23 protein-coding genes and 1 pseudogene are annotated in these 25652 nt (G+C 69.8%); 10 read left to right on the forward strand and 14 right to left on the reverse strand.

From position 1 onward, the window contains the following. Positions 1-2: 2 nt before the first annotated feature. The 6 genes from pcnB to murJ form a co-directional block, all read right to left on the reverse strand. Positions 3-1664, reverse strand: coding sequence for a polynucleotide adenylyltransferase PcnB (gene pcnB / locus ABDJ40_RS07350; protein ID WP_347608195.1), 1662 nt, complete (start codon positions 1662-1664; stop codon positions 3-5). Beyond that, the gene (locus tag ABDJ40_RS07355) at positions 1661-2329 is read right to left on the reverse strand and encodes a histidinol-phosphatase (protein WP_269633622.1); all 669 of its coding nucleotides are present in this window, start codon (positions 2327-2329) and stop codon (positions 1661-1663) included. Before ABDJ40_RS07355 ends, pcnB begins: the two co-directional genes overlap by 4 nt. Further along, the gene (locus ABDJ40_RS07360) at positions 2329-2997 is read right to left on the reverse strand and encodes an HdaA/DnaA family protein (RefSeq protein WP_347608199.1); all 669 of its coding nucleotides are present in this window, start codon (positions 2995-2997) and stop codon (positions 2329-2331) included. The genes ABDJ40_RS07355 and ABDJ40_RS07360 overlap by 1 nt, the downstream gene beginning before the upstream one ends. Beyond that, positions 2994-4064 carry an AI-2E family transporter gene (locus ABDJ40_RS07365; protein ID WP_347608202.1) on the reverse strand — a complete coding sequence of 357 codons (1071 nt, stop codon included), beginning with the start codon at positions 4062-4064 and terminating at the stop codon, positions 2994-2996. Before ABDJ40_RS07365 ends, ABDJ40_RS07360 begins: the two co-directional genes overlap by 4 nt. Before the next feature lie 138 nt (positions 4065-4202). Then, complete coding sequence (locus tag ABDJ40_RS07370; RefSeq protein WP_347608205.1) at positions 4203-5075, reverse strand: SirB1 family protein; 873 nt, start codon at positions 5073-5075, stop codon at positions 4203-4205. Positions 5076-5093: 18 nt separating this feature from the next. Next, positions 5094-6656: a murein biosynthesis integral membrane protein MurJ gene (gene murJ, locus ABDJ40_RS07375; protein ID WP_347608208.1), complete on the reverse strand. Its 1563-nt coding sequence runs from the start codon at positions 6654-6656 to the stop codon at positions 5094-5096. A gap of 244 nt (positions 6657-6900) precedes the next feature. Here murJ and rpsT point away from each other — a divergent pair, with 244 nt between their 5' ends. Next, the gene (rpsT, locus tag ABDJ40_RS07380) at positions 6901-7197 is read left to right on the forward strand and encodes a 30S ribosomal protein S20 (RefSeq protein ID WP_133604851.1); all 297 of its coding nucleotides are present in this window, start codon (positions 6901-6903) and stop codon (positions 7195-7197) included. A gap of 145 nt (positions 7198-7342) precedes the next feature. Here the strand turns inward: rpsT and ABDJ40_RS07385 are convergent, their stop codons facing one another. Together ABDJ40_RS07385 and ABDJ40_RS07390 are read right to left on the reverse strand one after the other, a co-directional pair. Beyond that, positions 7343-8185 (reverse strand): alpha/beta fold hydrolase, encoded by an 843-nt coding sequence (locus tag ABDJ40_RS07385; protein ID WP_347608212.1) that lies wholly within the window; start codon positions 8183-8185, stop codon positions 7343-7345. After that, the gene (locus ABDJ40_RS07390) at positions 8182-9204 is read right to left on the reverse strand and encodes a M14 family zinc carboxypeptidase (RefSeq protein ID WP_430765607.1); all 1023 of its coding nucleotides are present in this window, start codon (positions 9202-9204) and stop codon (positions 8182-8184) included. The genes ABDJ40_RS07385 and ABDJ40_RS07390 overlap by 4 nt, the downstream gene beginning before the upstream one ends. 227 nt (positions 9205-9431) lie before the next feature. Here ABDJ40_RS07390 and ABDJ40_RS07395 point away from each other — a divergent pair, with 227 nt between their 5' ends. Next, entirely contained in the window at positions 9432-9560 is a 129-nt protein-coding gene (locus ABDJ40_RS07395) for a hypothetical protein (RefSeq protein WP_347608215.1), read from the forward strand. 33 nt (positions 9561-9593) lie between these two features. Here ABDJ40_RS07395 and ABDJ40_RS07400 read toward each other — a convergent pair whose 3' ends face one another. After that, the gene (locus ABDJ40_RS07400; RefSeq protein WP_183104535.1) at positions 9594-9920 is read right to left on the reverse strand and encodes a DUF3579 domain-containing protein; all 327 of its coding nucleotides are present in this window, start codon (positions 9918-9920) and stop codon (positions 9594-9596) included. 240 nt (positions 9921-10160) lie between these two features. Here ABDJ40_RS07400 and ABDJ40_RS07405 point away from each other — a divergent pair, with 240 nt between their 5' ends. From ABDJ40_RS07405 to ABDJ40_RS24750, 3 genes and pseudogenes are all read left to right on the forward strand, one after another. Continuing rightward, complete coding sequence (locus ABDJ40_RS07405) at positions 10161-11372, forward strand: aspartate aminotransferase family protein (RefSeq protein WP_347608219.1); 1212 nt, start codon at positions 10161-10163, stop codon at positions 11370-11372. Next, positions 11369-12331 (forward strand): ornithine carbamoyltransferase, encoded by a 963-nt coding sequence (argF, locus tag ABDJ40_RS07410; RefSeq protein WP_269633631.1) that lies wholly within the window; start codon positions 11369-11371, stop codon positions 12329-12331. Before ABDJ40_RS07405 ends, argF begins: the two co-directional genes overlap by 4 nt. A gap of 42 nt (positions 12332-12373) precedes the next feature. Continuing rightward, positions 12374-12475 (forward strand): annotated as a pseudogene (locus ABDJ40_RS24750) (hypothetical protein); the annotation flags it as partial. Positions 12476-12508: 33 nt separating this feature from the next. Here the strand turns inward: ABDJ40_RS24750 and ABDJ40_RS07415 are convergent. Both ABDJ40_RS07415 and ABDJ40_RS07420 read right to left on the reverse strand, forming a co-directional pair. Continuing rightward, positions 12509-12892 (reverse strand): GFA family protein, encoded by a 384-nt coding sequence (locus ABDJ40_RS07415; protein ID WP_347608223.1) that lies wholly within the window; start codon positions 12890-12892, stop codon positions 12509-12511. A gap of 27 nt (positions 12893-12919) precedes the next feature. After that, entirely contained in the window at positions 12920-13681 is a 762-nt protein-coding gene (locus ABDJ40_RS07420) for a substrate-binding periplasmic protein (RefSeq protein WP_347608226.1), read from the reverse strand. A 141-nt stretch (positions 13682-13822) separates the two neighbouring features. On the opposite strand from ABDJ40_RS07420, the gene ABDJ40_RS07425 reads away from it, so the two are divergent. From ABDJ40_RS07425 to ABDJ40_RS07435, 3 genes are read left to right on the forward strand one after another with little or no spacing between them, the layout of a single operon-like run. Continuing rightward, entirely contained in the window at positions 13823-14578 is a 756-nt protein-coding gene (locus ABDJ40_RS07425) for a metallophosphoesterase family protein (RefSeq protein ID WP_347608229.1), read from the forward strand. Positions 14579-14606: 28 nt separating this feature from the next. Next, positions 14607-16178, forward strand: coding sequence for a serine/threonine protein kinase (locus ABDJ40_RS07430; RefSeq protein ID WP_347608232.1), 1572 nt, complete (start codon positions 14607-14609; stop codon positions 16176-16178). A 42-nt stretch (positions 16179-16220) separates the two neighbouring features. After that, positions 16221-16550 (forward strand): YkgJ family cysteine cluster protein, encoded by a 330-nt coding sequence (locus ABDJ40_RS07435; protein ID WP_347608235.1) that lies wholly within the window; start codon positions 16221-16223, stop codon positions 16548-16550. A gap of 27 nt (positions 16551-16577) precedes the next feature. Here ABDJ40_RS07435 and ABDJ40_RS07440 read toward each other — a convergent pair whose 3' ends face one another. The 3 genes from ABDJ40_RS07440 to pulA all read right to left on the reverse strand — a co-directional run bounded on the left by ABDJ40_RS07440 (position 16578) and on the right by pulA (position 21897). Continuing rightward, positions 16578-17798, reverse strand: a complete 1221-nt coding sequence (locus tag ABDJ40_RS07440) for a tetratricopeptide repeat protein (protein ID WP_347608238.1) — start codon at positions 17796-17798, stop codon at positions 16578-16580. After that, positions 17795-18988, reverse strand: coding sequence for a tetratricopeptide repeat protein (locus ABDJ40_RS07445; RefSeq protein WP_347608241.1), 1194 nt, complete (start codon positions 18986-18988; stop codon positions 17795-17797). Before ABDJ40_RS07445 ends, ABDJ40_RS07440 begins: the two co-directional genes overlap by 4 nt. A gap of 122 nt (positions 18989-19110) precedes the next feature. Continuing rightward, positions 19111-21897 (reverse strand): pullulanase-type alpha-1,6-glucosidase, encoded by a 2787-nt coding sequence (gene pulA, locus ABDJ40_RS07450; RefSeq protein ID WP_347608244.1) that lies wholly within the window; start codon positions 21895-21897, stop codon positions 19111-19113. Between the two features lie 159 nt (positions 21898-22056). On the opposite strand from pulA, the gene ABDJ40_RS07455 reads away from it, so the two are divergent. Beyond that, entirely contained in the window at positions 22057-23643 is a 1587-nt protein-coding gene (locus tag ABDJ40_RS07455) for an alpha-amylase family glycosyl hydrolase (protein ID WP_347608247.1), read from the forward strand. A 13-nt stretch (positions 23644-23656) separates the two neighbouring features. Continuing rightward, the gene (locus ABDJ40_RS07460) at positions 23657-25534 is read left to right on the forward strand and encodes a glycoside hydrolase family 13 protein (protein ID WP_347608250.1); all 1878 of its coding nucleotides are present in this window, start codon (positions 23657-23659) and stop codon (positions 25532-25534) included. Positions 25535-25652: the final 118 nt, after the last annotated feature.

Consider the following 25652-nt stretch of genomic DNA (forward strand, 5'->3'; position numbering starts at 1 on the left):
GCTCAGCCGGCATCCGCGGGGCCCGCCCCCCCAGCACCGCCACCGCTGCGCGGCTTGCGACGCCGGCGGCGCTTGCGTGCGGGGGCCGAGGCGCCCTCGCCTGCCTCGCCGGCCTCGTCTGGGCCGTCACTGGCATCGGCGCCGTCGTCGGCCTCGTCGTCAGCGGACGCCCGGGCCGGCGCGCCGGTGCGGGCTTCACCGCTGACGGCACCCTTGGCCACCTGGCGCACGCGACCGCCGCCGCTCTTGCGCTGCTGGCGCTCGCTCTCGCGGGCCTGCTCGACCAGGGCGCGGCGCTCTTCGTCGCTGCCCAGGGCAAAGTCTTCCCACCAGTCGACCAGGGCCATGTCCAGGTCACCCACCTCGGCACGCAGCAGCAGGAAGTCGAAGCCGGCGCGGTAGCGCGGCTGCTCGACCAGGCTGTAGGGGCCGTTGCCGCTGCGGCGCTCGAAGCGCGGCTGCATCATCCAGATCTCGCGCATGTCGGCGGCCAGCTTGCCACGGCCGGAGATGTCCCCGATGCGGGCATCGAAGACCAGATCGATGGCCTGCTGCAGCGCGGGCACGGCCGGCTCGCCACCGTCACGCAGGCGCTGCCAGCGGCCCTGCACCTCATGCCACAGCATGCAGGCCAGCATGAAGCTGGGGGCCACGCTGCGGCCCTCGGCCACGCGGCGGTCGGTGTCTTCCAGGGCGCGGCGCACGAACTGACCGCGGGCCTCGTCCGGCAAGGCGCCCTTCTCGTCCAGCACCGCGTCCAGGATGGAGAACACGCCGCGGCCCAGGCCCTGCTTGCGCAGTTCGTCCAGGCTGGCCAGGGCGTGGCCCGTCTGCAGCAGCTTGATCATTTCGTCAAACATGCGCGAAATGGGCACGTTCTGCAGCAGCGGGATCATGGCCTTGACCGGCGCGCGGGTCTTGGGCTCCAGCTCGAAGCCCAGCTTGGCGGCGAAGCGCACGGCGCGCAGGATGCGGACCGGGTCCTCGCGGTAGCGGGTTTCAGGGTCGCCGATCATGCGCAGCACGCGCTTCTTCACGTCGGCAAAGCCGCCGTGGTAGTCGACCACCAGCTCGCGCTGAGGGTCGTAGTACAGGGCGTTGATGGTGAAGTCGCGCCGGGCGGCATCCTCGATCTGGGGACCCCAGACGTTGTCGCGCAGCACGCGGCCGCTGGCATCGACCACATGACTCTTGCCGGCCAGCTCGTCCTTGGAGGTCTTCTCGTTGCCGCTGACCTGCTCCGCGGCCTCGTTGGCCAGCAGGGCACGGAAAGTGGAGACCTCGATCACCTCGTGCTCACGCCCGCGGCCGTAGACGACGTGAACGATGCGGAAGCGCCGGCCGATGATGAAGGCGCGGCGGAACAGGGCCTTGACCTGCTCGGGCGTGGCATTGGTGGCCACGTCGAAGTCCTTGGGGCGGCGGCCCAGCAGCAGGTCCCGCACGGCGCCGCCAACGATGTAGGCCTCGAAGCCGGCGTCGCTGAGCGTGCGCACCACCTTGACGGCGCGGTCGTCCAGCAGCTCGGGGTCGATGCCATGCTCGGCCACGCCGATCTCGAGCCGCTTGCCCAGCGCATGCGCCCCGGATGAGGCCTTGGCCTTGGGCTTGGCATCGGGTTTGCCGGGCTTGCCCAGCAGCTTGTCAATCAGGTTCTTGATCATGCAAAGAGATTCAGGATGGGCCAGCCCCGGGTCTGGGCAATCTGTGCCAGCGCTGCCGACGGGTTGGTCGCGATGGGATGGCTGACGCGCTCCATCAGGGGCAGGTCGTTCACCGAATCGCTGTAGAAATGCACTTGCTCGAAGTCCTTCAGTGCCCGCCCCTGCCCGGCCAGCCATTGCTCGACGCGCGTGATCTTGCCGGCCTGGAAGGACGGCACGCCACGGATGGCCCCGTTGTAGTGGCCGGTGGCGTCGCGCTCCAGTTGCACGGCGATCAGATCAGGCACGCCGAAGGCCTCGGCGATGGGGGTGGTCACGAATTCGTTGGTGGCGGTCACGATGGCCACCAGGTCACCGCGCTCCTGATGTTGGCGCACCAGGGCTCGCGCATTGTCGCGCATCATGGGCTGCATCACCTCGGCCATGAAACGCTGGCGCGCGGCCAGAGCCTCGTCCAGGGGACGCGAGCGCCATACCGAGGTCGCGAAGGCGATGTACTCGGGCAGATTCAGCTCGCCAGCCTGGTACTGGGCGTAGAAGGCGTCGTTGCGGCGCAGCCATTCGCCACCGTCGGCCCAGCCGATCCGGACCATGAAGTCACCGAAGGCGTGGTCGGAATCACCCGGGATCAGGGTGCCGTCGAGGTCGAAGAGGGTGAGGTTCATCAGCTTCCTTGGTCGAGCAGCATCTGACGCAGCAGGGGCACGGTCACGGCCCGCTTGTTGGCCAGGGCGAATTCATCCAGCCTGTCCAGCAGGCCCATGAGGTGCTTGAGGTCGCGGGCGAAACGGGTCAGAAGATAGTCCATGACCTCGTCGCTGAGCACGATGCCCCTGCGGTCGGCTTCGCGGCGCAGGGCCGCGCGCATCTCGCCTTCAGGCAAGGGCTGGAGGGCGTAGGTCGGACCCCAGCCCAGGCGGGTGCGCAGATCCTCCCGCAGTTCGAGGTCGATGGGCGGTGCCACGCCGGTGGACACCACGGCCAGGCCCAGGGTGGCCGCCTCCACGAAGAGCGTGAAGGCGGCGTGCTGCTGACCGGGGTCGAAGCGGTCGCAGTCGTCCAGCAGCAGCAGGCTGGGGTGGGCGGGCAGCTCCCAGGGCAGCGGTGTCTCGGCGTCGTACCAGCCCACCTGGGCGCCGGCCGCCTGCCAGGACTGGGCCAGGGCGCGCAGCACATGGGTCTTGCCACAGCCCGCCTGCCCCCACAGGAACACGGGCGGCTCGCCCGGGCGCAGGGACAGCAGATGTGCCAGAGCCGCCTCGTTGGCGCCAGGCAGGAGGTTATCGAAGGAGTAATGCGGCTCGGGACCGAGCGCCAGCGGGATCTGCTTCAAGAACGGGGACTCTGGTACAGGGCGCTGGACAGGTAAGCCTCGCGCAGGCGGCGCGCGGCAACCACCCCCAGGGCGGACACGGGCAAGGCGATCAGCACGCCGACAAAGCCGAACAGGTGGCCGAAGGCCAGCAGGGCGAAGATGACCATCAGGGGCGACAGGCCGATGCGTTCGCCCACCAGGCGGGGCGTCAGCACGAAGCTCTCCAGCAGCTGGCCGAGGCTGAACACCACGGCCACGGCCAGCAAGCCATAGAGGTTGGCGAACTGCAGCAGGGCCGCCATCACCGCCAGCAGCAGGCCCAGGCCGAAGCCCAGGTAGGGAATGAAGACGGCCAGTCCGGTGAAGATGCCCACCGGCAGCGCCAGGTCGAAGCCCGCCAGCAGCAGGGCCAGGCTGTAGTAGACGGCCAGCAGCAGCATCACCAGCAGCTGGCCGCGCAGGTACTGGCCCAGCATGCTGTCGCACTCCTTCAGGAAACGGCCCACGGGCGGGCGCAGGCGCGGCGGCACCAGGTCCCAGGCCCGGCCGAGCAGGCTGTGCCAGTCATGCAGCAGGTAGAACAGCACCACCGGCAGCAGCACGGCATTGCCCACGATGGCCAGCACGAAGCTGCCGCCGATGCGCGCCGAGCTCAAGGCCGTGGCCAGCCAGTCCTCGATGTTTGCATCCAGGTACTTGAGCACGAAGGCCTTGATGCTGGCCGTGTCCAAGGCCACGTTCACGCCGTGCTGGGCCAGCCAGGGCGAGACGTGCTTGTTCAGGGCATTGGCCAGCACGGGGATCTGCTCGCGCAGCTGGGGCAGCTCGCGGCTGAGGATGGGCAGCAGGAGCAGGAAGAGTGACAGCAGCGCCACCACGGCCGCCAGCTCCACCAGCACCACGGCCAGCAGCCGGGGCACACGGCGTCGCGTGAGGGCATCGACGGCGGGGCTCAGGGCATAGGCCAGGATGCCCGCGGTCAGGAACGGTGCCAGCACCGGCGAGAGCAGCCACACCAGCCCCAGGCTCAGCAGGGCCAGGGCCGTCCAGGCCAGCGCGTAGCGTTGGGTCTTGCTCAGGGTCATGCAGATGTGTTGCGGATGAAGGCCGTCAGCCGGCGGGGGCATTGTGCGCAGCCGGCAGGGCCGCGTCAGGCAGGGCCGGATTCTAGGGTCTGTTGCAGGGCCCCGACCCGGGTCCTGAGCGGGCGGGACACCCGGCGCTCAGTGAAGCAGGCGCCCGCCCGGCGAGTGGCGCAGCTGCTCCAGCCGCTCACGGGCCTGCTGGGCCAGCTCCACGGGGGGATGCAGGCTCAGCAGCTGCTCATAGTCCGCCACGGCCTCGGGCCATTGCATCAGGCGCTCCAGGGTGTGGGCGCGGTCCAGCAGCTCCTCGGCATCCCCCGGCAACAGGATCAGCAGCCGGTGCTGGACCTGCAGCAGCAAGGCCCAGGCCGCCGCACGCCGGTGGATTTCCTTGAGATTGCGCAGCATGCGTGCCAGCCACTGGCGCGGGCTGCAGGGCTGCAGGAAGAGCTCCAGGGGCAGGTCCGCCGGGTCGCTGACGCCCGCCCGCTCGCGCAGGGGGTGCAGCAGCTCCTCGAGGGCGTCGCGGGAGAGGGAGCGGCCGTGGAAGACGTCCATCACCACTTCGCCGGCCGGCAGCTTCAGGCAGACCAGGAAATGCCCCGGGAAGGAGATGCCACGGGCGCGCAGGCCCAGCTGCAGGGCCAGCTCGGCATACAGCAGACTCAGGCTGATGGGGATGCCGCGACGGGTCTTCAGCACCTCGTGCAGGTAGGAGTTGCCGGAGGCGTAGTAGTCATTGACATTGCCGGCGAAGCCCTGCTCCTGGAAGAAGAACTGGTTCAGCAGGCGCAGGCGCAGGCTGGCGACGGCATCTGCCGGCACCCGGCGCTTGAGCCGCAGCGCCAGCTCGTCGACATCCGCCAGCAGCTGCTGCACGTCCAGCTGCGGCCATTCGTCCTGGGCCAGCGTGGCGGCGGCCTCCAGGAGGTTCAGGCTGTCGTCCTCGGCCACCAGGCGGGCGAAATAGTCCAGCGGATCCACCGCGGCCAGGTCCAGATAGGCAGTCATGGGCACATCATCCACGCCTCAGTGGCGGCGCGCAAATTCACGCAGCTTCAGCCCTGACAACAGCAGGACCGCGAAGTAGACCAGGGCCGACCCAGCCAGGCTCAGAGCCATCCAGGCCGCGCGCTGCATCTCGTGCCGCCCCAGGGCGACCCAGTCCAGCGCCTGACCCAGCCACCACTGCAGCCCCCCCATGGCCAGGCAGGCCAGCAGCACGCGCGCCATGAAGGCCACCCAGCCCGGCGCCGGGGTGTAGGCCCCACGCTGGCGCAGGCCCCGCAGCAGCACGGCCGCGTTGACCAGGGCCCCCAGGCCGATGGACAGCGCCAGCCCGGCCACGCCGATGGTCGGCACCAGGACGAGGTTGAACACCTGGGTCAGCAGCAGCACGCCGATGGCGATGCGCGCCGGCGTGGCGCTGTCCTGGCGGGCATAGAACCCCGGCGCCAGCACCTTGATGGCCACCAGGCCCAGCAGGCCGACGCCCCAGCCCATGACGGCCTGCGCGGTGCGCGTGACGTCAACGTCGTGGAAGGCACCGCGGTGATAGAGCGTCGCCACCAGAGGCTCGGCAAAGACCAGCAGGGCCACAGCGCAAGGCAGGGCCAGCAGCATCACCATGCGCAGGCCCCAGTCCAGCAGGGCTGAGTAGCGCTCGCCCTCCTCGCTGGCCTGCGCCGCGGCCAGCTGCGGCGTCAGCACGGCACTCAGGGCCACGCCCAGCAGGCCGATGGGGAATTCCATCAGGCGGTCCGCGTAGTTGAGCCAGGAAGTCGCGCCATCGGCGATGTGGGTGGAGATCTGGGTGTTGATCAGCAGCGAGACCTGGGACACGCCCACGCCCAGCAGGGCCGGGCCCATCTGCTTGAGGATCTGCATCACGCCACCATGGCGCCGGGCTCGCTGCAGGGCCGCCCAGCTCAGCCCGATGTGCGGCAGCATGCCGATGCGGCGCAGTGCCGGCACCTGCACGGCCAGCTGCAGCACGCCACCCAGCATCACCCCCAGGGCCATGGCATAGATGCCCGGATAGCCCCAGGCCGGCAGCCGCTTGGCCAGCAGCACGCCTGCGACGATGCAGCTGAGGTTCAGCAGCACCGGCGTGACGGCCGGCACCATGAAGCGCTTCCAGGTGTTGAGCACGCCGGCCGACAGCGCCACCAGGGACATGCAGCCGATGTAGGGAAAGGTCCAGCGCGTCATCACCACGGCGGCCTCATGCCCCTCCTTCGACATGCCCGAACCCAGGGCCCAGACCAGCAGCGGCGCGCCCACAACGCCCAGCACGCAGGTGGCCAGCAGGGCCCAGGTGAGCACCGTGGCCACGGCATCCACCAGCTCGCGGGTGGCTTCATCCCCATGCTTGGCGCGTGTGGCAGCCAGGGCGGGCACGAAGGCCTGGGAGAAGGCCCCTTCCGCAAACAGGCGGCGCAGCAGATTGGGAATGCGGAAGGACACCAGGAAGGCGTCGGTCATGGCATTCGCGCCGAACAGGCCTGCCACCATCTGCTCCCGCACAAGCCCCGTCACGCGGGAGGCCAGGGTCAGCACGGAAATCAGGGATGCGGAACGCAGCAGGCTCATCGGGAATATCGTCTTTCTTGTCTCGGGATGCCTAGCCGGCGGGGCCAGGTCCCACCCTCCTGGGAGACAGGCCGGGCGGGACCATGCAGGTGGCCGGCGATTATGAGCGAAGGCCTTGGACTAGAATCCGGCCCCTTCTTCCCGTTTTCTCCGCGAGGGGACCGAATTTGCATGTCGGGCCTATGAAACTCCAATTGCAAGTGCTATACTCGCGGTCTTTGCACCAACTGGATTAACAAAGAACATGGCAAGCTCTTCCAAAGCCAAGAAGAAAACCGTCCGTTTGGCATCGGGCCGCAAGCGCGCTCGCCAGGACGTCAAGCTGAACGCCGCCAACACGGCTCTGCGCTCCAAATTCCGCACGGTCATCAAGAACGTGCAAAAGGCCGTGGTCGCTGGCGACAAGACCAAGGCTGCTGAACTGTTCAAGACTGCCCAGGCCGTGATCGATTCGGTCGCCGACAAGGGCATCTTCCACAAGAACAAGGCTGCTCGCCACAAGAGCCGCCTGTCCGCCAAGATCAAGGCACTGGCTGCCTGAAACACCAGTCCTGGTGCAAAGAACTGAAAGGCCCGCCTCTGGCGGGCCTTTTTCATGGCGCCCGAGCTGGCTGCCCGGCTTCTTTGCACGAGACGGCGGGCACCCGACCTGCAGGCGGCCCTGGAGCCCAGGCATCAAGCCGGGCTCAGGCCAGGTGCAGCGGCACCGTCTCCAGGTCCATGGGCTGCGTGCTCGGGCCGCTCATCAGCTCGCGCTTGGCCAGCCAGTCGCCCACGGCGCGCACCACCCAGTCCGGGTCATCCAGCGGGATGTCGTGGCCGGCCCGGGTGTGCATGCGCAGGGGCAGGCCCCAGCCCCGGCTCACCGCCTGGGAGCAGCGCCAGTCCACCAGCATGTCACCCTGCCCGCACAACAGCAGCATGGGGACCCGCGGCCGCGCCCGGCTGGCCCGGTAGTTCATCGCCGCCCACAGCTGGCGCAGCACATTGAGGCCGCTGACCGGGTGCTGCCGGTGCAGCTTCACCCAGGCGTCCAGCACCTCCTCGGAGTGACTCATCAGCTGAGAGGTCAGCTGCAGCACATGGCGCTCCCGCCAGCGCGCCGCGAAGCGCGCCAGGCTCATGGCGACCAGGGTGAGGTAGTTCGTGGGGCGCAGCCGCCTGAAGAAGGGGCTGAAGGGCTTCATGCTCGTACTCACCAGCACGGCGGCGGCCAGCTCCGCGGGGTAGCGCTGGGCCCACTCGGCCGCCACCATGCCGCCCAGGCTCAGGGCCAGCACATGGACCGGCCCCTCCACGCCAGCCTGGCGCAGTTGTTCGCGCAGGTCCTCCACCATCTCGCCGATGTCGGCGGGGCTTTTTTCTCGGCAGCGGTTGCCATTGCCGGCCAGGTCCAGCGTCAGCACGCGGACCGAGCCTTGCGTGGCCTGCAGGCCCCGCGCCATCTGCAAGGGGAAGCTCCCCCAGTGGCCGGACTCGCGCGTCAGGCCACGCAGCAGCACCCAGGTCGCCGCCTGTACTTCACTCATGCCCGCCCCCCGCGATACCAGCGATCCAGCGCCCGCTCGCGGGCCCGCTCCCGCTCGGCGCCAGTCGGCAGCCAGCGCGGCAGGCTGAAGGCGGCCCTGGCGCAGAAGTCCAGCCAGCCCAGGTGGCGGCGCAGCACCCGCTGCTGGCGATGGCTCACCTTGGGGTTGAAGATGCCGTCCCGGGAAAAGAGCTGGCGGGGGTTCTTCTTGACCCAGATCCAGGAGCCCATCTCCAGGGTCAGGGGAAGAAAAACGCGGTCGGGCCGGTCAAGCATTTGGCAGGATTCCAGATACAGGTAATCCCACAGGTCCCCATGCGTCAGGTATTGCCGGCTCTGCGGCTCGAACACATAGCGGTGCTGGGCGTGGGTCTGGTCCAGCAATTCACTGAGCGCCAGCATCTCCGGCAGATGCATGATCGGCCTTGTGCTACAAGCGAACGGAAACCAGATTCTGTCATCGAGGCCGAAGCCGGAATGGCAGTCGATGGACAAGGCGGCGCGATGGCGCAACAGTTCCTCACAGACCACCTGACAAAGGGCTTGCGCTTCCGGCTGCATCTTGGCATCCGCCCTGCCCCGGTACCAGGGCAGGTTCGCGCTGAGGCGCTGCCCCCCGACCAGAAAAGGCACCGGGCGTTCGGCCTCCACGGGCGCATTGCGCATCAGGTCCACCCCCGCGGGATTGGCGCGTGTGCCCAGCAGCAGGCCGCCCGGATTCACCAGGGGCATGAAGACCATGCGCAGGCCCTGCAGCTGCTGGTGCAGCAGCTCGTCCCAGCGCAGCCGGGCGACCAGGCTGGCCAGATAGGACAGCACCACCTGGCTGCCGATGCGCTCCAGCCCGTGCACCCCACCGAAGAAGCCAATGGCCGGCACCTCCGGCGCGCGGCTGCCCAGGCTCAGCACCGGCACGGGCAGCGACTGCCCGGCCACCTCCACCACGGCCACGTCTCGGCGCTCCAGGAGGCCGCGGGACTGCGATTGCAGCCGGTCCAGCAGGGTGAGTGATTCCAGCAAGGGTGTCGGGCGACGGACGTGCAGCAGACCTGCGGATGCCGGCGCGCCGCCCGGTGGCATCGCGGCGGCGACCTCGGCCGAGGCAGGCAGGACAAGCCGGCAGCATAGCCAGCGGCAGCGGTGCCCGCCATGCGCCAAACGGCCCAGGACGCCGCCACCTGGCCGTCATGCCCCTGGACTAGGCTGCGGGCATGTCCCCTGAAGACACCCCCGAGAGGCAACGCCCAATGGACAACGCCCTGCACAAGCCCCCCCTGCGACTCGGGCAGCGCCTGAGGGTCGCGACCTGCCTGCTCCTGTGGGGTGGTGCCGAATGCCTGGCGCTGTGGCGCACCCGGCGCCGGCGCCGCGGCTGATCGCAGGACCGTGGGACGTGGGGCAGGCGCCGCTCAGCGCTCGCCGCGCTCGGGCAGCAGGCAGGCCTCGGCGACCTGCAGGTGGTTGTCACGGGCGAAGTTCATGACGAAGTCCCAGGCCATGGGCTCGACCGACTTCAGCTCCTCGTTGACGATCACGCACTTGATGCCGTTGATCACCCGAGGCACGCAGTAGGGCGAATAGCCGATGTGCGCCCCGATGCCCGCCTTCGCGCCCCCGGGACGGAAGCAGGACATGGCCCCCGCCAGCCGCTCCGCCCAGTCACTGGGACGGAAGGTGCGCCCTTCCAGGGTCACGCCTTGGATGAACACTTCGCGGGGCTTGGGGACTTGGGTCATGGATGGAAACGGCGGCCGCCCGGACAACGGAATGAACGGCAAACCGCTATTGTGCCTTGGATGTGTTGCGCCGCAGCACGGGTGAGTTACAAGGCTTCATTTTTTGCCCGGCACTTCTTGGCGAAAACCCTCAGCTGCCTGGGACGCAACCTTAGAATCATCGGCTCCCGGCCTGACGCTGGATTGACGCAGCACCAGGCCCGGAGCGCCCTTACCCCACCCATCCGACATGGAGAGTTGATGAACGCCTCTGCGCCTTCCGTTCCGTCCGAACCGCATGTGATGCAAACCTATGGCCGCCTGCCGATCGCGCTGTCGCATGGCCAGGGTGTCTGGGTCTGGGACGTGAACGGGCGACGATACCTGGACGCGCTGGGCGGCATCGCGGTGAACACCCTGGGTCATGCACACCCCAAGCTGGTCCCTGCCCTGCAGGAGCAGATCGGCAAGATGATCCACTGCAGCAACTACTACCACGTGCCGCTGCAGGAGGAACTGGCCTCGAAGCTCGTGGAGCTCTCGGGCCTGACCAACGCCTTCTTCTGCAACTCGGGCCTGGAAGCCAACGAGGCCGCGATCAAGATCGCCCGCAAGTTCGGCACCGACCGCGGCAACACCAATCCCGAGATCCTGGTCTTCGAGGGCGCCTTCCACGGCCGCTCGCTGGCCACGCTGTCTGCCACGGCCAATCCCAAGATCCACGCCGGCTTCGGTCCGCTGGTGCCAGGTTTTGTCCGAGTGCCGCTGAATGACATCGCCGCGGTCGAGCAGGCCCTGGACGCCCATCCCAACATCACCGCCATCTTCCTGGAGACCATCCAGGGCGAAGGCGGCGTGAAGCCGGCCCGCATCGAGTTCCTGCAGCAGCTGCGCGCCGTCTGCGACCGCCGCGACCTGCTGCTGATGCTGGACGAGGTGCAATGCGGCATCGGCCGCACAGGCAAGTGGTTCGCGCATCAGTGGGCCGGCATCCAGCCTGACGTCATGCCGCTGGCCAAGGGCCTGGGCTCGGGCGTACCGGTGGGTGCGGTGGTCTGCGGCCCGCGAGCGGCCCAGGTCATGCAGCCGGGCAACCACGGCACCACCTTCGGCGGCAACCCGCTGGCCATGCGGGCCGGCGTGGAGACCCTGCGGCTGATGGTCGAGGAAGACCTGCTGGCCAATGCCGCCAAGGTCGGCGCCGAGCTCAAGGCCGCACTGGAGCGCGAGCTGGCCGGCGTGGCCGGCGTGCGCGAGGTGCGCGGCCAGGGCCTCATGCTGGGCATCGAGCTGGACCGCCCCGCCGGCGCTCTGCTGGGCCGCTGCGCAGAGGCCGGCCTGATGATCAGCGTCACCGCTGACCGCGTCATCCGCCTGGTGCCCGCCCTCATCCTTTCCAGCGACGAAGCCGCGCAGGTCGTGAGCCTGCTCGTGCCCGTGGTCAAGCAATTCCTCTCGGAGACCCAGGCATGAAGCCCGGGGACAGCCTCATGCGCCATTACCTTCAGTTCAAGGACTTCCGCGCCGAAGAGTACGCCCACCTGTTCGAGCGCGCCTCCATCATCAAGCGCCGCTTCAAGAACTACGAGAAGTACCAGCCCCTGCAGGACCGCACGCTGGCCATGATCTTCGAGAAGGCCAGCACCCGCACGCGGGTGAGCTTCGAGGCCGGCATGTACCAGATGGGCGGCTCGGTGGTGCACCTCACCACCGGTGACAGCCAGCTGGGCCGCGCCGAGCCCGTGGAGGACAGCGCCCGCGTCATCAGCCGCATGGTCGACCTGGTGATGATCCGCACCTTCGAGCAGAGCAAGATCGAGCGCTTTGCCGCGCACTCGCGCGTGCCTGTGATCAACGGCCTGACCAACGAGTTCCACCCCTGCCAGATCGTGGCAGACCTCTTCACCTTCCTCGAGGCCCGCGGCATGGACCGCCGCGGCGGCATCGACATGAACTGCCTCAAGGGCCGCGTGGTGGCCTGGGTGGGTGACGGCAACAACATGGCCAACACCTGGCTGCAGGCCGCCGAGATCCTGGGCTTCACCGTGCACGTGAGCACGCCCAGCGGCTATGGCGTCGACCCCAAGGTGGCGGGCGTCAGCAATCCCGACTGCTACAAGGTCTTCACCGACCCCATGGAAGCCTGCCGCGGCGCCGACCTGGTCACGACCGACGTCTGGACCAGCATGGGCTACGAGGCCGAGAACGAGGCCCGCCGCACCGCCTTTGCCGACTGGTGCGTGGACGCCGAGATGATGGCCGCCGCCAAGCCGGACGCCCTCTTCATGCACTGCCTCCCGGCGCACCGCGGCGAGGAGGTCTCGGCCGAGGTGATCGACGGCCCGCAGTCCGTCGTGTGGGACGAGGCGGAGAACCGCATGCATGTCCAGAAGGCGCTGATGGAGTACCTGCTGCTGGGCCGCATCGGCTGAAGCTCGGGCCCAGGGTCAGGTCTTGCCTCGCGGCGCGACGAGCATTCGATCCAGATGCGCGGCGCATGGATTGCGGAGCAAGACCTTCACTGCACGCTGAACTTTGGCTTCCTCGATCCCCGCACGGGGAGGTGGCCCCGTTGACCACCCCTCCGTGAGGGCGGCGCTACGTCGGCATCAGTCCAGAAACTCCCACGTCTGCGCCCCGTCAAACCGCCTGACCAGCACGGACTCCAGCAGCCGGGGATCGAAGTTGCGCAGGTTCACGCCGTGCCGGGCGCCGGGCCCGCCCTCCAGCGGTTCCCAGTGGGTGGCGATACCGCAGGTCCGGCAGCGCAGATTGCGCAGGGTGCGATCGCCCCAGACGTAGGACTCCGTGTGCTCCGGGTGCCCCTCGATCGTGACGGACCCGAGGCCATAGAAGGCCCAGATCCCGCCGGTGCGGCGGCAGAGGGAGCAGTTGCAGCTCGTGGCCGTCTCCGGCGCAAAAGGCAGGGTCAGGCGCACGGCACCGCAATGGCAGGCGCCCTGGAGCATCGTCTGGCTGGCTTCGTCAGGCATCTGGATTCGCGGGATGACCCGCCCTCTTCAGTACTTGGGCCGCAGACTGCCTTCCATGCTGCCGGCCGGATAGAACTGCTTGAACAGCTTCCAGACCAGGCCGCTGCGGGCGGCCTTGTCCAGGGACTCCTGCAGATGCCGGCGATCAGCCTCGCCCAGCGCGGCGCGGGACAGGTAGACACCGCTGTCGTTCCAGCCCAGCTCCTCGGCCGCATCCAGGCGCAGGCGCCCCAAAAGATGGCTGACCCGTTCATCCGCATGCAGGGCGCTGGCCAGGATGGACGGGGCCATCACGGTCAGGTCCGCACCGCCGGCATCCAGCACCCGCGCCACCGAAACAGGGTCCACCTCCAGCCGCAGACGCCCCTGCCGCCCCAGTTCCTTGAGCAGGGCCTGGTAGGCATCCCCGTAGTCGAAGCCCCGAACCAGGACCACCCGCAGCTCGCTGGCCTGCGCGAGCGCCCGCAGGCTGCTCGGCAGGACACGGTCGGACCGCAGGGAGATCATCATGGCCCGCGCCTGGATCAAGGGCACGAAGTCGCCGAATTCATCGCGCCGCGGCGTGCGGGAGGCGGGCACGAGAACGTCGCTGCGGCCGGACTCGAACATCAGCTCCTGGCGGGCGCGGGGCACGGCGCTCATCGCGAAGAGGCAGCCATCGGCCTCACCCACCTGGCGCAGCAGCTCGGGATAGACCCCTGTTGCCGCGCCCTGCGGAGGCAGCAGCACGCTCAGCCCCACCGGCGCCAGCGGAACCTGGATCACCCGGCTGCAGGCCGCCTGTGCCATGCCCGCCGCGATACTGCCCAGGAGCAGCCCCCACACACGCATCCAACACCCGACGACCATCCGTGATACTCCAAGCCACGAACTCTCAGCATGCCATGAAAGCATCAGCATGCCGTCAGAGTCCCAGGAGAAACTCCGGACATGAAGCTTGCCCTGATTTCCGACCTGCATGCCAACCGCGAGGCCTTCAGCGCCGTGCTCGACCATGCACGAATCAACGGCGCGCAGGAATTTGCGTTGCTGGGCGACCTCGTCGGCTACGGCGGTGACCCGGCGTGGGTGGTCGACCAGGTGCGGGAGCTGGTCAGCCAGGGCGCCATCGCGGTGATGGGCAACCATGACAGCGCCATCGTCACCGGGCCCCTCCCCAGCATGCGCGACGACGCCCGCGACGCCATCCTCTGGACCCGCGCGCAGCTCGATGCGGCGCAGCTGGATTTCCTCGCCGGGCTGCCCATGCACCACGAGCGCGACGACTGCCTCTTCGTGCACGCCAACGCCTTCGACCCGGCCGGCTACGAATACATCCAGGGCCGGCTGGAGGCCATGCGCAGCCTTCATGCGACGCACTGCCGCTACACCTTCTGCGGCCACATGCACGACCCGCGGCTCTACCACCTGTCCGGCACCGGCAAGGCCGGCGAGTTCGTGCCCTCGCCGGGCGTGGACATCCCCCTGCTGCCCAACCGGCAGTGGCTGGTCATCCCCGGTTCCTGTGGCCAGCCGCGTGACGGCAACCCGGCGGCCTGCTACGCATTGTTTGACATGGCCACGGGTCTGCTGAGCTTCCAGCGCGTACCGTATGACGTGGACGCCGCGGCTGCGCGCGTCCGTCAATCCGGGCTCAACGCTGCGGTCGCCGAGCGGCTTGCGCAGCGTCTGCTGCTCGGAGAATGAGCATCGCCACCAGCCCCGGGACCCAGCCATGCGAGTGACCGCCGCCCGAGAAGACAAGCCCAGCGCCAAGACCGACACCGCCCTGCCCTCGCCCGCGGTCGGCCCGCTGGAGCCCGGCATGGTGCTGGACGGCTTCCGGCTGGAAGAGCGGCTGCACCAGGGTGGCATGGCCAATCTGTGGCGCGTCACCCGGCTGGACCCCTTGCCGGGCGAGGACTTCCCGCTGCTGATGAAGGTGCCGCGCATCAAGGGCGGCGAGGACCCGGCCACCATCGTGGGCTTCGAGGTCGAGCAGATGCTGATGCCCGCGCTCAAGGGCCCCCATGTGCCCCGCTACGTGGCGCGCGGCGACTGGACCCGCCAGGCCTATATCGTGATGGAGCACATCGAGGGTCAGTCCTTGCGCCCCCGGCTGGACGAGGCACCGCTGCCGCTGGACGAGGTCGTCGAGATCGGCAGCCGCGTCGCCACCGCGCTGCAGGACCTGCACCGCCAGCATGTGGTCCACCTGGACATCAAGCCCAGCAACATCATGTTCAGGCCGGACGGCAGTGCGGTGCTGATCGACTTCGGCCTCTCGCGCCACGACCACCTGCCCGACCTGCTGGAGGAGGAGTTCAGCCTGCCCATGGGCACGGGGCCCTACATGTCTCCCGAGCAGGTGCAGTTCGTGCGCAACGACCCGCGCAGCGACCTCTTCGCCCTGGGCGTCATGCTCTACCACCTGGCCACCGGCGAGCGGCCCTTCGGCCAGCCCTCCTCCGTGCGCGGCCTGCGCCGGCGGCTCTATGTGGAGCCTGTGCCGCCGCGCGCCATCAACCCCGACATCCCGCCCTGGCTGCAGGAGGTGATCCTGCATTGCCTGGAGGTCAAGGCCGAGCGCCGCTACCAGAGCGCGGCCCAGCTGGCCCTGGACCTGCAGCGCCCCGAAGGCGTCACGCTGACGCGGCGCGCCGAACGCATGAGCAAGAGCGGCGCCATCAAGGAACTCAAGCGCTGGTTCTTCGCGCTGGGCTCCGAGCCCGTGCTGCAGCCCAGCGTGGCCGAGCAGGTGGCGCGCAGCCCCATCATCATGGCGGCCGTGGACATCGAGAACGCCACCCCGGGCCTGCTGGAACAGCTGCGCGAGACCGTGCGCCGCATCGTGCAGACCGAGCCGGGGGCGCGCCTGGCCTGCGTCAGCGTGATGCGCACCGCCCGCATCGGCATGGACGTGCTGACCGACAAGGACGGCAAGAGCGTGCACGTCAAGCAACTGGTCGCACTCAAGCACTGGGCGCGCCCCATCAGCCGCGCGCTGAGCCTTGAAGATGGCCGCCTCACCTTCCACGTGCTGGAGGCGCCGGACCCCGCCTCAGCCATCATCGACTTCGCCGCCCGCAACGGGGCCGACCACATCGTGATGGGCGCCCGCGGCAACTCGGCACTGCGGCGCTACCTGGGCAGCGTGTCGGCCCAGGTCGTGGCGGAGTCGGACTGCAGCGTCACCGTGGTCCGCGAGGTGGCCTCGGGCCATCACTCCGGGCACAAGGCCGCGCCGCCGCCGGCCCCGGCGGAACGCGCGCAGCCAGCGCCATCGCTGGAGCCACCACCGCGCTGATCCTCACCGGCCGGCGGCGCCGGCCCCCCTACACTGGCCGGCATGAGCACCGACAACCCCTGCCTCCGCTGCGGCGCCTGCTGCGCCAGCTTCCGCGTCGACTTCGCCCGCGAGGAACTGCAGAGCGAGGGGGGCTCCGTGCCCGACGGCCTCTGCGTGGACCTCACCGGCAGCCTGTGCCGCCTGCGAGGCACCGATCATGCGCGCCCGCGCTGCGCTGCACTGGTGGGCCAGGTGGGTGTCGATGCCCACTGCGGCATCTACGAGTGGCGCCCCTCGCCCTGCCGGGAATTCGGCCTGCGCGCCCCCCTGGGGCTGGGTGACGAGGCCTGCACCCGGGCCCGGCAGCGCCACGGCCTGCCGGCCCTGTGAAGCAAGACCAGGCGCAAGACGGCGGGATCAGGGCTGCTGCGCGCGCGCCTGCAGCAGCAGCTTCTTCTTGGCACTGAGCTCGTGTCGCTGGCCTTCGTTGTCGCTGTACTCCAGCGCCAGGCGCAGCGCGTCCCGGGCCTCGCTGAAGCGCCCCAGCCGCGCGTAGCTGGTCGCCAGCATCTGCTCGATGCGGGCATCGTCACCGGTCACCTCGCGCTGCCTCAGGAAGGCGGCCAGCGCGCCTTCGGCATCGCCCTGGGCCAGCGCGACCTCGCCCGCGTCGAAGTCGGCAAAGGGAGCGCGCGGCTGCACGGCGGCCAGGCGCTCGCGCAGCTGCGGCAACTCGGCCTGCGCCGCCGCCCCGCCTCGCTGCTCCAGCAGGGCCAGCAGATTGCTCAGCGCGGCCACGCCCTCGGGCGCCAGGGCCAGGCTCTGCCGCAGGGCCGCCTCGGCCTTGTCCGTCGCGCCCCGGCGCTGCAGCACCAGGCCCAGGGTGTTGTAGGCCTCGGGCAAGGCGGGGTCACGCAGCAGGGCCTGCTTCACGAGCTGGTAGGACTGGTCGTAGCGACCGCCGTCCATGGCCTCCGAGGCCAGGTTGTTCAGGTACATCGCCAGCACGGTGGCCTCGGAGATCTCCTTGACGACCTCGCGGATGCGCCGGTTGGGCGGCACGAAGTCCACCGTCAGGCCCTGGCTGCCGGGAGCAGCCAGCACCGAGCCGTCGGAGCCATCGCCGACCAGGGTGACGTTGACATGCCGGACCAGGAAATTCAGGCGCTCTCCGCGGCTCCAGACATTGGGTGTGCGCACGAGGTGGAAGTGCGGCTCCACCCCCAGGCGCCGCGCATAGGCCGCCGTCATGAGGGCCAGCGACAGGCAGTTGCCGCGCCGTGCGGACCAGGCCTCGCTGGCATTGCGCGTGTAGTCCGAGCTGTACTCGACGACCACCCGCCCCCGCTCGAACAGAGCCGAGAACAGCGCCTGAGGCCCGCCGATGCGCGAGGCCATCGGCACCAGGGAGCGCTGGGCGAACTGCTCCATGTCCTCGCTGAGCGCCAGGGCGAGCTCGCCCTTCATCTGGGCGCCGGTGTCCTCGGCAAATCGCTCGTCGGCCCAGAAGACGGGCAGACGCTCGCTCAGGGCGGCCTGAGGCCGGGCCGCAGGGGCCGAGGCACAAGCGGCCAGGACCAGCGAGGCCAGCAGCAACAGGGCCGGCAGGGCCCTGCCGGCGAGGATCCGTTCACTCATTGCATCCGCTCCTTTGATCTTGCATGGGACTGCAGCCAGTTCAGCTTGGCCTGGTAGATGCGCTGCTGCCCCGGCGTCGGGCTGGTTTCGGCGGCCAATGCCAGATGCCGGGCGGCGCGCTCCTGCTGCCCGAGGGCGAGCTTGGCCAGGGCGGCCCAGAAATGCAATTCGTGGTTGTTCCCGGACCGGGCCAGCTCCTGTGCAAAGAGGGCGTCAGCCGCACGGTAGTCCTGGCGCTTCATCGCCTCCTGGCCGTCGTCGAAATACTTGAAGGGCGGCACGGGCCGCACGGACGCCAGCCGTTGCTCATAGCGTGCCAGTTCCTCGGTCCGGTGGGCCTCGCGCAGCACGACCACCATATTGGCCAGGGCGACCTCGTTGTCCGCTTCCTGCGCCAGCACCTGCTCGAGCACGCGTTCGGCCAGGTCCAGCCGCCCCTGCCGGCGGTACAGCACGGCCAGGGTGTTGAAGCCGGCACTGAAGCGCGGATCAGCCAGCACCGCGGCGCGCGCCCACCAGTAGGCCCCATGGACGTCGCCGGCATTGAGCTGCTCGGCCGCACGGTTGTTGTAGTACATGGCCGTGATGGTCGCGACGCTGACCTCCACCGCCCGGCTGCTGTACTGCCCCTCTTCGGGCAGAAAGTCCACGATCACGGGCGCCTCCACCGTGCCCGTGAAGGCCCGCTCCTGCAGCCGCGTGCCCAGGCCCAGGTTCACATGGCCGGACTGGAAGATGAGACTGTCGCTGCGCGTCCATTGCGGGTCGACCAGCACGGAACGGAAGTAGACCGGCAGCTGCAGCTCCTGCGCAAAGGCGGCCGTCATCAGCACCAGGGACAGGCAGTTGCCCCGGCCATCGGCAAAGGTCTCGGTGGCGGTGCGGGTCTTCTCGGCGTCGTATTGCAGGCGCAGCTGCCCCTCGCGGTAGAGCGCCTTCAGCAGGCCCTCCTTGCTGCCATACATCCGGACCTTGGGCCGCACCGTCTGCTCCAGGAATTCGCGCATGGCCGGCGACAGGGCCAGCAGCTCCTGGCTGCTCGGCAGCACCGGCGCCGGGGCATAGGCCTCGTCCAGCAGGGGCGGTGTGGGCAGGGCCTGCCGGGGCGCGGTGGCACAGGCTTGCAGCAAGCTCAGGGCCAGGGCCATGCCGGCCAGACGCAGACGGGCGGACAGTCGGGGCTGAGACATGATGCGGGCCTCGCAGGGCTGGGATCCCGGCCCATGATGAGCGCCTGGCGCCGCGCTGGCAAGCCGTGCCGGAACTCATGGCGCCGGCAACACCGGCGCGGTCGCAGGCCTGCGGCAGGGCCTCAGCGCACGAACACCGCCGCCGCCCAGGCCGGCACCTGCAGCTCGCCCCGCGCGGCATCCGCGCGGGCGCCCTGGCGCAGGGCGGTGTCCGCCGCGTCGGCGGCTGCCAGCACCGGGTGCAGACGCCAGCCCAGCCGCGCCGGCGTCCAGCTGAAACGGGCCGCCTCGCGCCCTGCATTGAAGACGATCAGCAGCTCGCGAAAGCCGGCACCGGGCAGGCCCCGGCCGTCCAGCCGCGCCATCAGCACGGTGGGCGGGACACCCCGGGGAAGGCGCGGGAAGCTGAGGCGCTGCTGCACCTCGGCCGCACTGCGCAGGTGAAAGAGGCTGGAGCTGGCGCGCACGCGCAGCTGGTCCAGGAACATGTCGCGAGCCTGGCGGATGTCCTGGGGGCGCGGCTTGATCGCGGGATCCGCCAGCAGGCTGCGGTAGAGGGGCCAGGCGCCGGCGTTGTCGGCCGCGGGCGGCAGGCCGGCGCCGAAGCCGTTGTCCTGCAGGCGCCAGTCCAGGCGGTTGAAGGCATCGCCCGAGTCGAAGCTGTTGCGATCCAGGGACTTGGACCGCAAGATCTCCATGCCCGCATGGAAGTAGGCCACGCCCTGGCTGTAGGCCGTCACCGCCGTGGCCAGCAGTTGCGCCCTCACTCGCTCCTCGTGCGAGACATCGCGGGGCAGGCGCAGCACGTGGTTGTCGAAGAGGGTGTGGTTGTCGTGGTTCTCGGCGTAGTTGACGACCTCCGCCGGCTCGCTGGCATAGCCAGCCGGCTGGTCGCCATAGGCGATGCCCGACAGGGGGCGCGACACACCGCGCCAGTCCCTCAGCCGGTAGCTGCGCAGGCTGCCCGCCAGGCCCACGCGGACCAGGTCGGCCGCCTGCTGCAGCGCCGCCCGGGTGGCGGGTTCCCCCACGCCGTTGGGCGCGCTGAAGAGGCCGTTGCCCCAGCCCTGGCGCACCAGGCCGGCCGGCGATCCATCGCCCGGCGAGCCCCCGCGCAGGGCGTCTCGCGCCCGGTCACTGAAGGTGCCGATGCCGCTGCCGTTGAGCGACAGCTGGCTGGCCTGCACGAAGCGCGCGCCGTTCGCGACCTCGCCGAAGTTCCAGCCCTCACCGATCAAGGGCACGGCATGCCCCAGCTGCCGGCGCAGACGGGCCGCGAGGGCCTCCATCACCGCGCGCGGCTGGTGGCCCATGAGGTCGAAGCGGAAGGAGTCGATGCCGTGCTTGTGCGCCCACAGCAGTACGGAGTCGCTCATCAGCTTGGCCATCATCCGGTGCTCGGTGGCGGTGTTGTCGCAGCAGGTGGAGCGCTCGACGCGGCCCTCGGCGTCCAGACGCTGGTAGTAGCCGGGCACCACGCGGTCCAGCACCGAATGGAGGTGCTGGCCGGAAGCTGGCGTGTGGTTGTAGACCACATCCATGCCCACCCGCAGGCCCAGCCCGTGCAGGGCCATGACCATCTGGCGGAACTCCAGCAGGCGTTGCCCGCCGGCATTGGCGTCGCTGGCGTAGCTGCCTTCCGGGGCGCTGTAGTGCAGGGGGTCGTAGCCCCAGTTGTAGCAGTCGCGGCCGGCCAGTGCGCTGACGGCCGCCTGCTGGGCCTCGCTGTCCGGCGCGGCATCAGGCACGGCGGGCTGGACGCAGCCGCGCTCGGGAATGCTGGCAATGTCGAAGACGGGCAGCAGGTGGACATCCGTCATGCCCGCCCGTGCGAGCCGGCCCAGATGCTGCACGCCCAGGGACTCGGCCTGCGCGAAGGCGCCGAAGCGGCCGCGCAGGGCGGGTGGCTGGCTGGGGTCATGCCAGGAGAAGTCCCGCACGTGGAGCTCGTAGATGCTCATGTCTGTCGGCGCGGCCGCAGGGGCGGGCCGGCGGTGCTGCTGCCAGCCGGGCGGCATCCAGGCGGGATCGTCCAGGTCCGCGATGAAGCTGCGGCGCGAATCGGCATTCAGGCTGACAGCATAGGGATCGGTCACCCGCTGGCGCAGCAGGCCCTGACCCGGCACGAGCACGTCCAGGAGGAAGCGGTAGTACTGGCCTCGCAGGTCCTCGGTCGGTGACAGAAACCAGCTGCCGCTGGCCGGCTCCCACTGCAGGGGCAGCAGGCGCGCTGCGGGCGATTCGGCGTCGGGATACAGGCACAGCTGCACCTGGTGGGCCGTCGGCGCCCACAGGCGCAGGCCGCTGGCCCGGGTGGCGGGGGCGAACAGCGGCCCGTAGTCCAGGCGCTCGGCGGCCTCGGCATACAGCTGGTCCAGCGCACCGGGCAGCTGCAGGCGGCTGGCCTCCAGCACGCGGCCCTGCGCGTCCTCCCGCAGCAGCAGCAGCTCGGCGCGCAACCAGCGCTCGTCCAGGCCCAGGCCCGGCGGCAGCGTCAGCACGCCACCCGCGCGGAGGTGCGGGAACTTCAGGGCCAGCGCCTCGGGCAGCGCCTCGCCACGCCGGACCGGCAGGCTGGCGTCGACCCCCTGCACAGGCTCACCCGCCACCGCCTTCAGGCCGCCACGCCATGCCGCGACGAGGCGAAGCACCCCCTCCGCCTTGAGGCCGGGCCACTGCAGATGCTGCAGGTCCAGGGCATGGGCGCGCGCCGGCCACTCGGGCGCTCCCGGCGCCGGGGCCCTCAGGACCTCGGCCAGGCCCGGCGCATCGCAGGCCGCCAGCCCTTCGCTCGCGAGCGCCGCCCCTTCCGCATGCCCGAGCCCGGGCAGCAGCGCCAGCAGCAAACCCATGGCCGCAGCAGCCAGGCGGAGGGACGACGCGGGAGTGATGAAGATAGGAGAGGCCATGGCGACAATGCAGTGGAGGTCGGGGATGCGGGGTGGCCACAGCGCCTGCGGCCGCGCAAATAGTAGCAAAACTACATACAAACAAAACCTGAGTTTTCAGGATGCCCGTTTGCAACTATGCTGCTTCGCGGACATTCCTTCATTGCAATCCGTCCCACCATGTATTTCAACTACAAACTTCTCAGCAGCTGCTGGCTCGGCTGTCTGAGCCTGGCCGCCAGCGCCGCGCCCCAGGGCAGCCCGCCGCCGGACTGGTCCCAGGGCGTGTTCATGGAAGTCTTCGTGCGCGGCTACCAGGACAGCAATGGCGACGGCATCGGCGACCTGCGGGGCCTCACCCGCCGGCTGGACTACCTGCAGCGCCTGGGCGTGACCGGCCTCTGGCTGATGCCCATCACCCGCAGCGCGGACCACGACCACGGCTACGCCATCACCGACTTCCGCGGCATCGAGCCCGACTACGGCAGCCAGGCCGACTTCGACGAACTGCTGCGCCAGGCCCACCGCCGCGGCATCGGCGTGGTGATGGACTACATCCTCAACCACAGCGCCCGCGAGCATCCGCGTTTCCAGGACAGCCTGCGCGATCCGCAGTCCCCCTACCGCGACTGGTACGTCTGGCAAGACCCGGCCCCCGCCGATCTCAAGGACTGGGACATCTGGGGCCACACCCCCTGGTATGCCGACCCGGACCAGGCGTCGCCGAGCGCCCGCTACTTCGCCACCTTCGGCCCGCACATGCCGGACTTCAACCTGCGCAACCCGGCCGTCGTCGAGGATCACCGCGAGAGCCTGCGCTTCTGGCTGGATCGCGGGCTGGACGGCTTCCGGCTCGATGCCGTGCCCCACTTGATCGAGAACAGCGCCAGGGACTGGAACGACCAGCCCGAGAGCCGCGCCCTCACCGCCGACTTCACCCGCCTGATCCGCAGCTATCCCGGGCGCTTCACCGTCTGCGAGGCCACGGCCAGCCCTGCGGCCTATGCCAGCCCCGAGGTCTGCGGCAGCGCCTTCGACTTCGGCCTGGAGAAGCTGATCCTCGGCGCCGTGCGCGGCGACGCGCAGGCCCTGGCGCCCCTGGCCCGGCATTTCGAGACCACGCCCCTGAACATGGCCACCATGCTGGCCAACCACGACATCTTTGCCGGCGCCCGCGTCTGGGACCAGCTCGGCGGAGACGAAGCCCGCTACCGCCTGGCCGCCGCGAGCTACCTGCTGCTGCCCGGCATCCCCTTCCTCTATTACGGCGAAGAGATCGGCATGGCCGGCGTCGAGGGCCCGGGCGATGAGCCCCTGCGCGCCCCCATGAGCTGGACCGCCGACGAGCGCGGCTTCACGCAGGGCCGGCCCTTCCGCGCGGTCTCGCCCAACGCGGCCACGCACAATGCGCAGGCACAGGCACGCGATCCGGGCTCGCTGCTGAACCACTACCGTGCGCTGATCCACTTGCGCCGCACCCAGCCCGCGCTCAAGCGGGGCGACTACCGGCAGGCCTTCCAGGACGGCAGCGTCATCGGCTTCCAGCGCAGCGCCGAGGGCCAGACCCTGCTGGTGCTGATCAACTATGGCACGCAGGCCTGGCGGGGGTTGCCGGCGGGTGTCCGCGCGGACCAGCGCCTGCGCCCCGTGCTGCGCAGCGCCGCCCAGGCCCGGCTGGCGCACGAGCGCCGTCGCGCGACGCCTGCGCTGCGAGCGGACCAGCTCCAGCTGCCGCCACAGTCCTTTGCCGTCTTCCGCCTCCCGTGAGAATGGTGCGACCATGCCCCTGCGTTCCCTCCTGAGCCGCCAGCCCTGGCTGCGCGCCATGCTCCTGGCCACCTCCCTCTTCAGCAGCGCACATGCCATGACCCTGGATCACATCGAGCCCCGCTCCTGGTGGGTGGGCATGAAGCAGAGCGGCCTGCAGCTGATGCTGCATGGCCAGGACATCGGTCGCCTGAAGGCACGCGTCGAGTATCCCGGCGTGCGCCTGCTGCGCCAGCAGGGCCTGGAGAGTCCCAACTACCTGGTGCTGGACCTCGAGATCGGCGCCGAGGCAAGACCTGGCACCCTGAGCATCGAACTGCGAGAAGGCGACCGCCTGGTGCTGAGCCACCCCTACCCGCTGCAGGCCCGCGCGCCGGGCTCGGCGCAGCGCGAGGGCTTCGGGCCCAAGGACGCCATCTACCTGGTCGTGCCCGACCGCTTCGCCAAGGGACTGCCCGCACCGGATGCCGGCGGCATGAGCGAGGGCGAGCGCCGCGAGCTGCCCGGCGGCCGCCACGGCGGCAACCTGGCCGGCATGCGCCAGCACCTGGACTACGTGGCCGCCATGGGCTTCACCCAGATCTGGCCCACGCCGCTGACCGAGAACAACGGCCTCGAGTACAGCTACCACGGCTATGCCAGCACCGACCTCTACCGCGTCGACCCCCGCTTCGGCAGCAACGAGGACTTCCGCGCCTTCGCGGCCGAGGCCCGCGAGCGCGGCGTGGGCGTGATCCAGGACATCGTGCTCAACCACATCGGCGCCCGCCACTGGTGGATGCAGGACCTGCCCACGCGCGACTGGGTCAACCAGTGGCCGCGCTACACCGAGACCAGCCATTTCCGCATGTCCGTCCAGGACCCCTACGGCACCGAGAGCGACCGCCGCGCCTTCAGCGACGGCTGGTTCTCGCCGAACATGCCGGACCTCAACCAGCGCCAGCCCGTGCTGGCCAACTACCTGATCCAGATGAGCCTCTGGTGGATCGAGTACGCCGGCCTCAGCGGCGTGCGCACCGACACCTACTCTTACTCCGACAAGGCCTTCCTGGCCCGCTGGAGTCAGCGCATGCTGGAGGAGTACCCACGGTTGAACCTGGTCGGCGAGGAATGGAGCCCGCACCCGGCGGTGGTGGCCTACTGGCAGCGCGGCAAGCGCAACCACGACGGCTACGTCTCCCACATGCCCTCCATGATGGACTTCCCGCTGCACGGGGCCCTGCTGGCCTCACTGACCGAGCCCGAGGGCCATGACAGCGGCTTCACCAAGCTCTACGAGGCCCTGGCCCACGACTTCGTCTACGCCGACCCGGCACGCCTGGTGGTCTTCGAGGGCAATCACGACACCCCACGCGTCATCGCCGCCCTGCACGGAGACCTGGCGCTCTACAAGATGGCCACCGCCTACCTGGCCATGACGCGGCGCATTCCGCAGTTCTTCTACGGCTCCGAGGTGCTGCTGAGCAGCCCGCGCGAGCGCGATGACGGCGCCGTGCGCGGCGACTTCCCCGGGGGCTGGGCCGGCGATGCCGTCAACGCCTTCACCGGCCAGGGCCTGGACGCCCGCCAGCGCGAGGCCCAGGACTGGCTGCGCCGGCTGCTGAACTGGCGCAAGGGGCAGCCCGCCATCCACGAGGGGCGGCTCGTCCACTACAGCCCTCGCCAGGGCGTCTATGTGCTGTTCCGCCAGCTGGGCGGCCGGACCCTGATGCTGGTGCTGCACAAGGGCGCGACCGACGCGCAGCTGGACATCGGCCGCTTCCCCGAGATGCTCAAGCCGGGCCAGGCCTGGCGCGAGGTCATGACGGGGCGCCAGGGCCGCCTGGCCCAGTCGGGAGACACCCTGCCCCTGCCCGCGCGCTCGGCCCAGATCTTCGAGCTGGGCGACTGAGCGCCGGTCCGGCGCAGATCACGGCGCAAGTCCGTCGTCACCTGCGGCGGTGGACGGCCGGCGCCGGCGCCCCCATACTGCGCGGCAGCGGGGGCCGGCGCCAAGCCTCGGGACCAAG

Origin of the sequence: Roseateles flavus (assembly GCF_039872765.1) — a bacterium.
Lineage (GTDB): Bacteria > Pseudomonadota > Gammaproteobacteria > Burkholderiales > Burkholderiaceae_C > Roseateles_B > Roseateles_B flavus.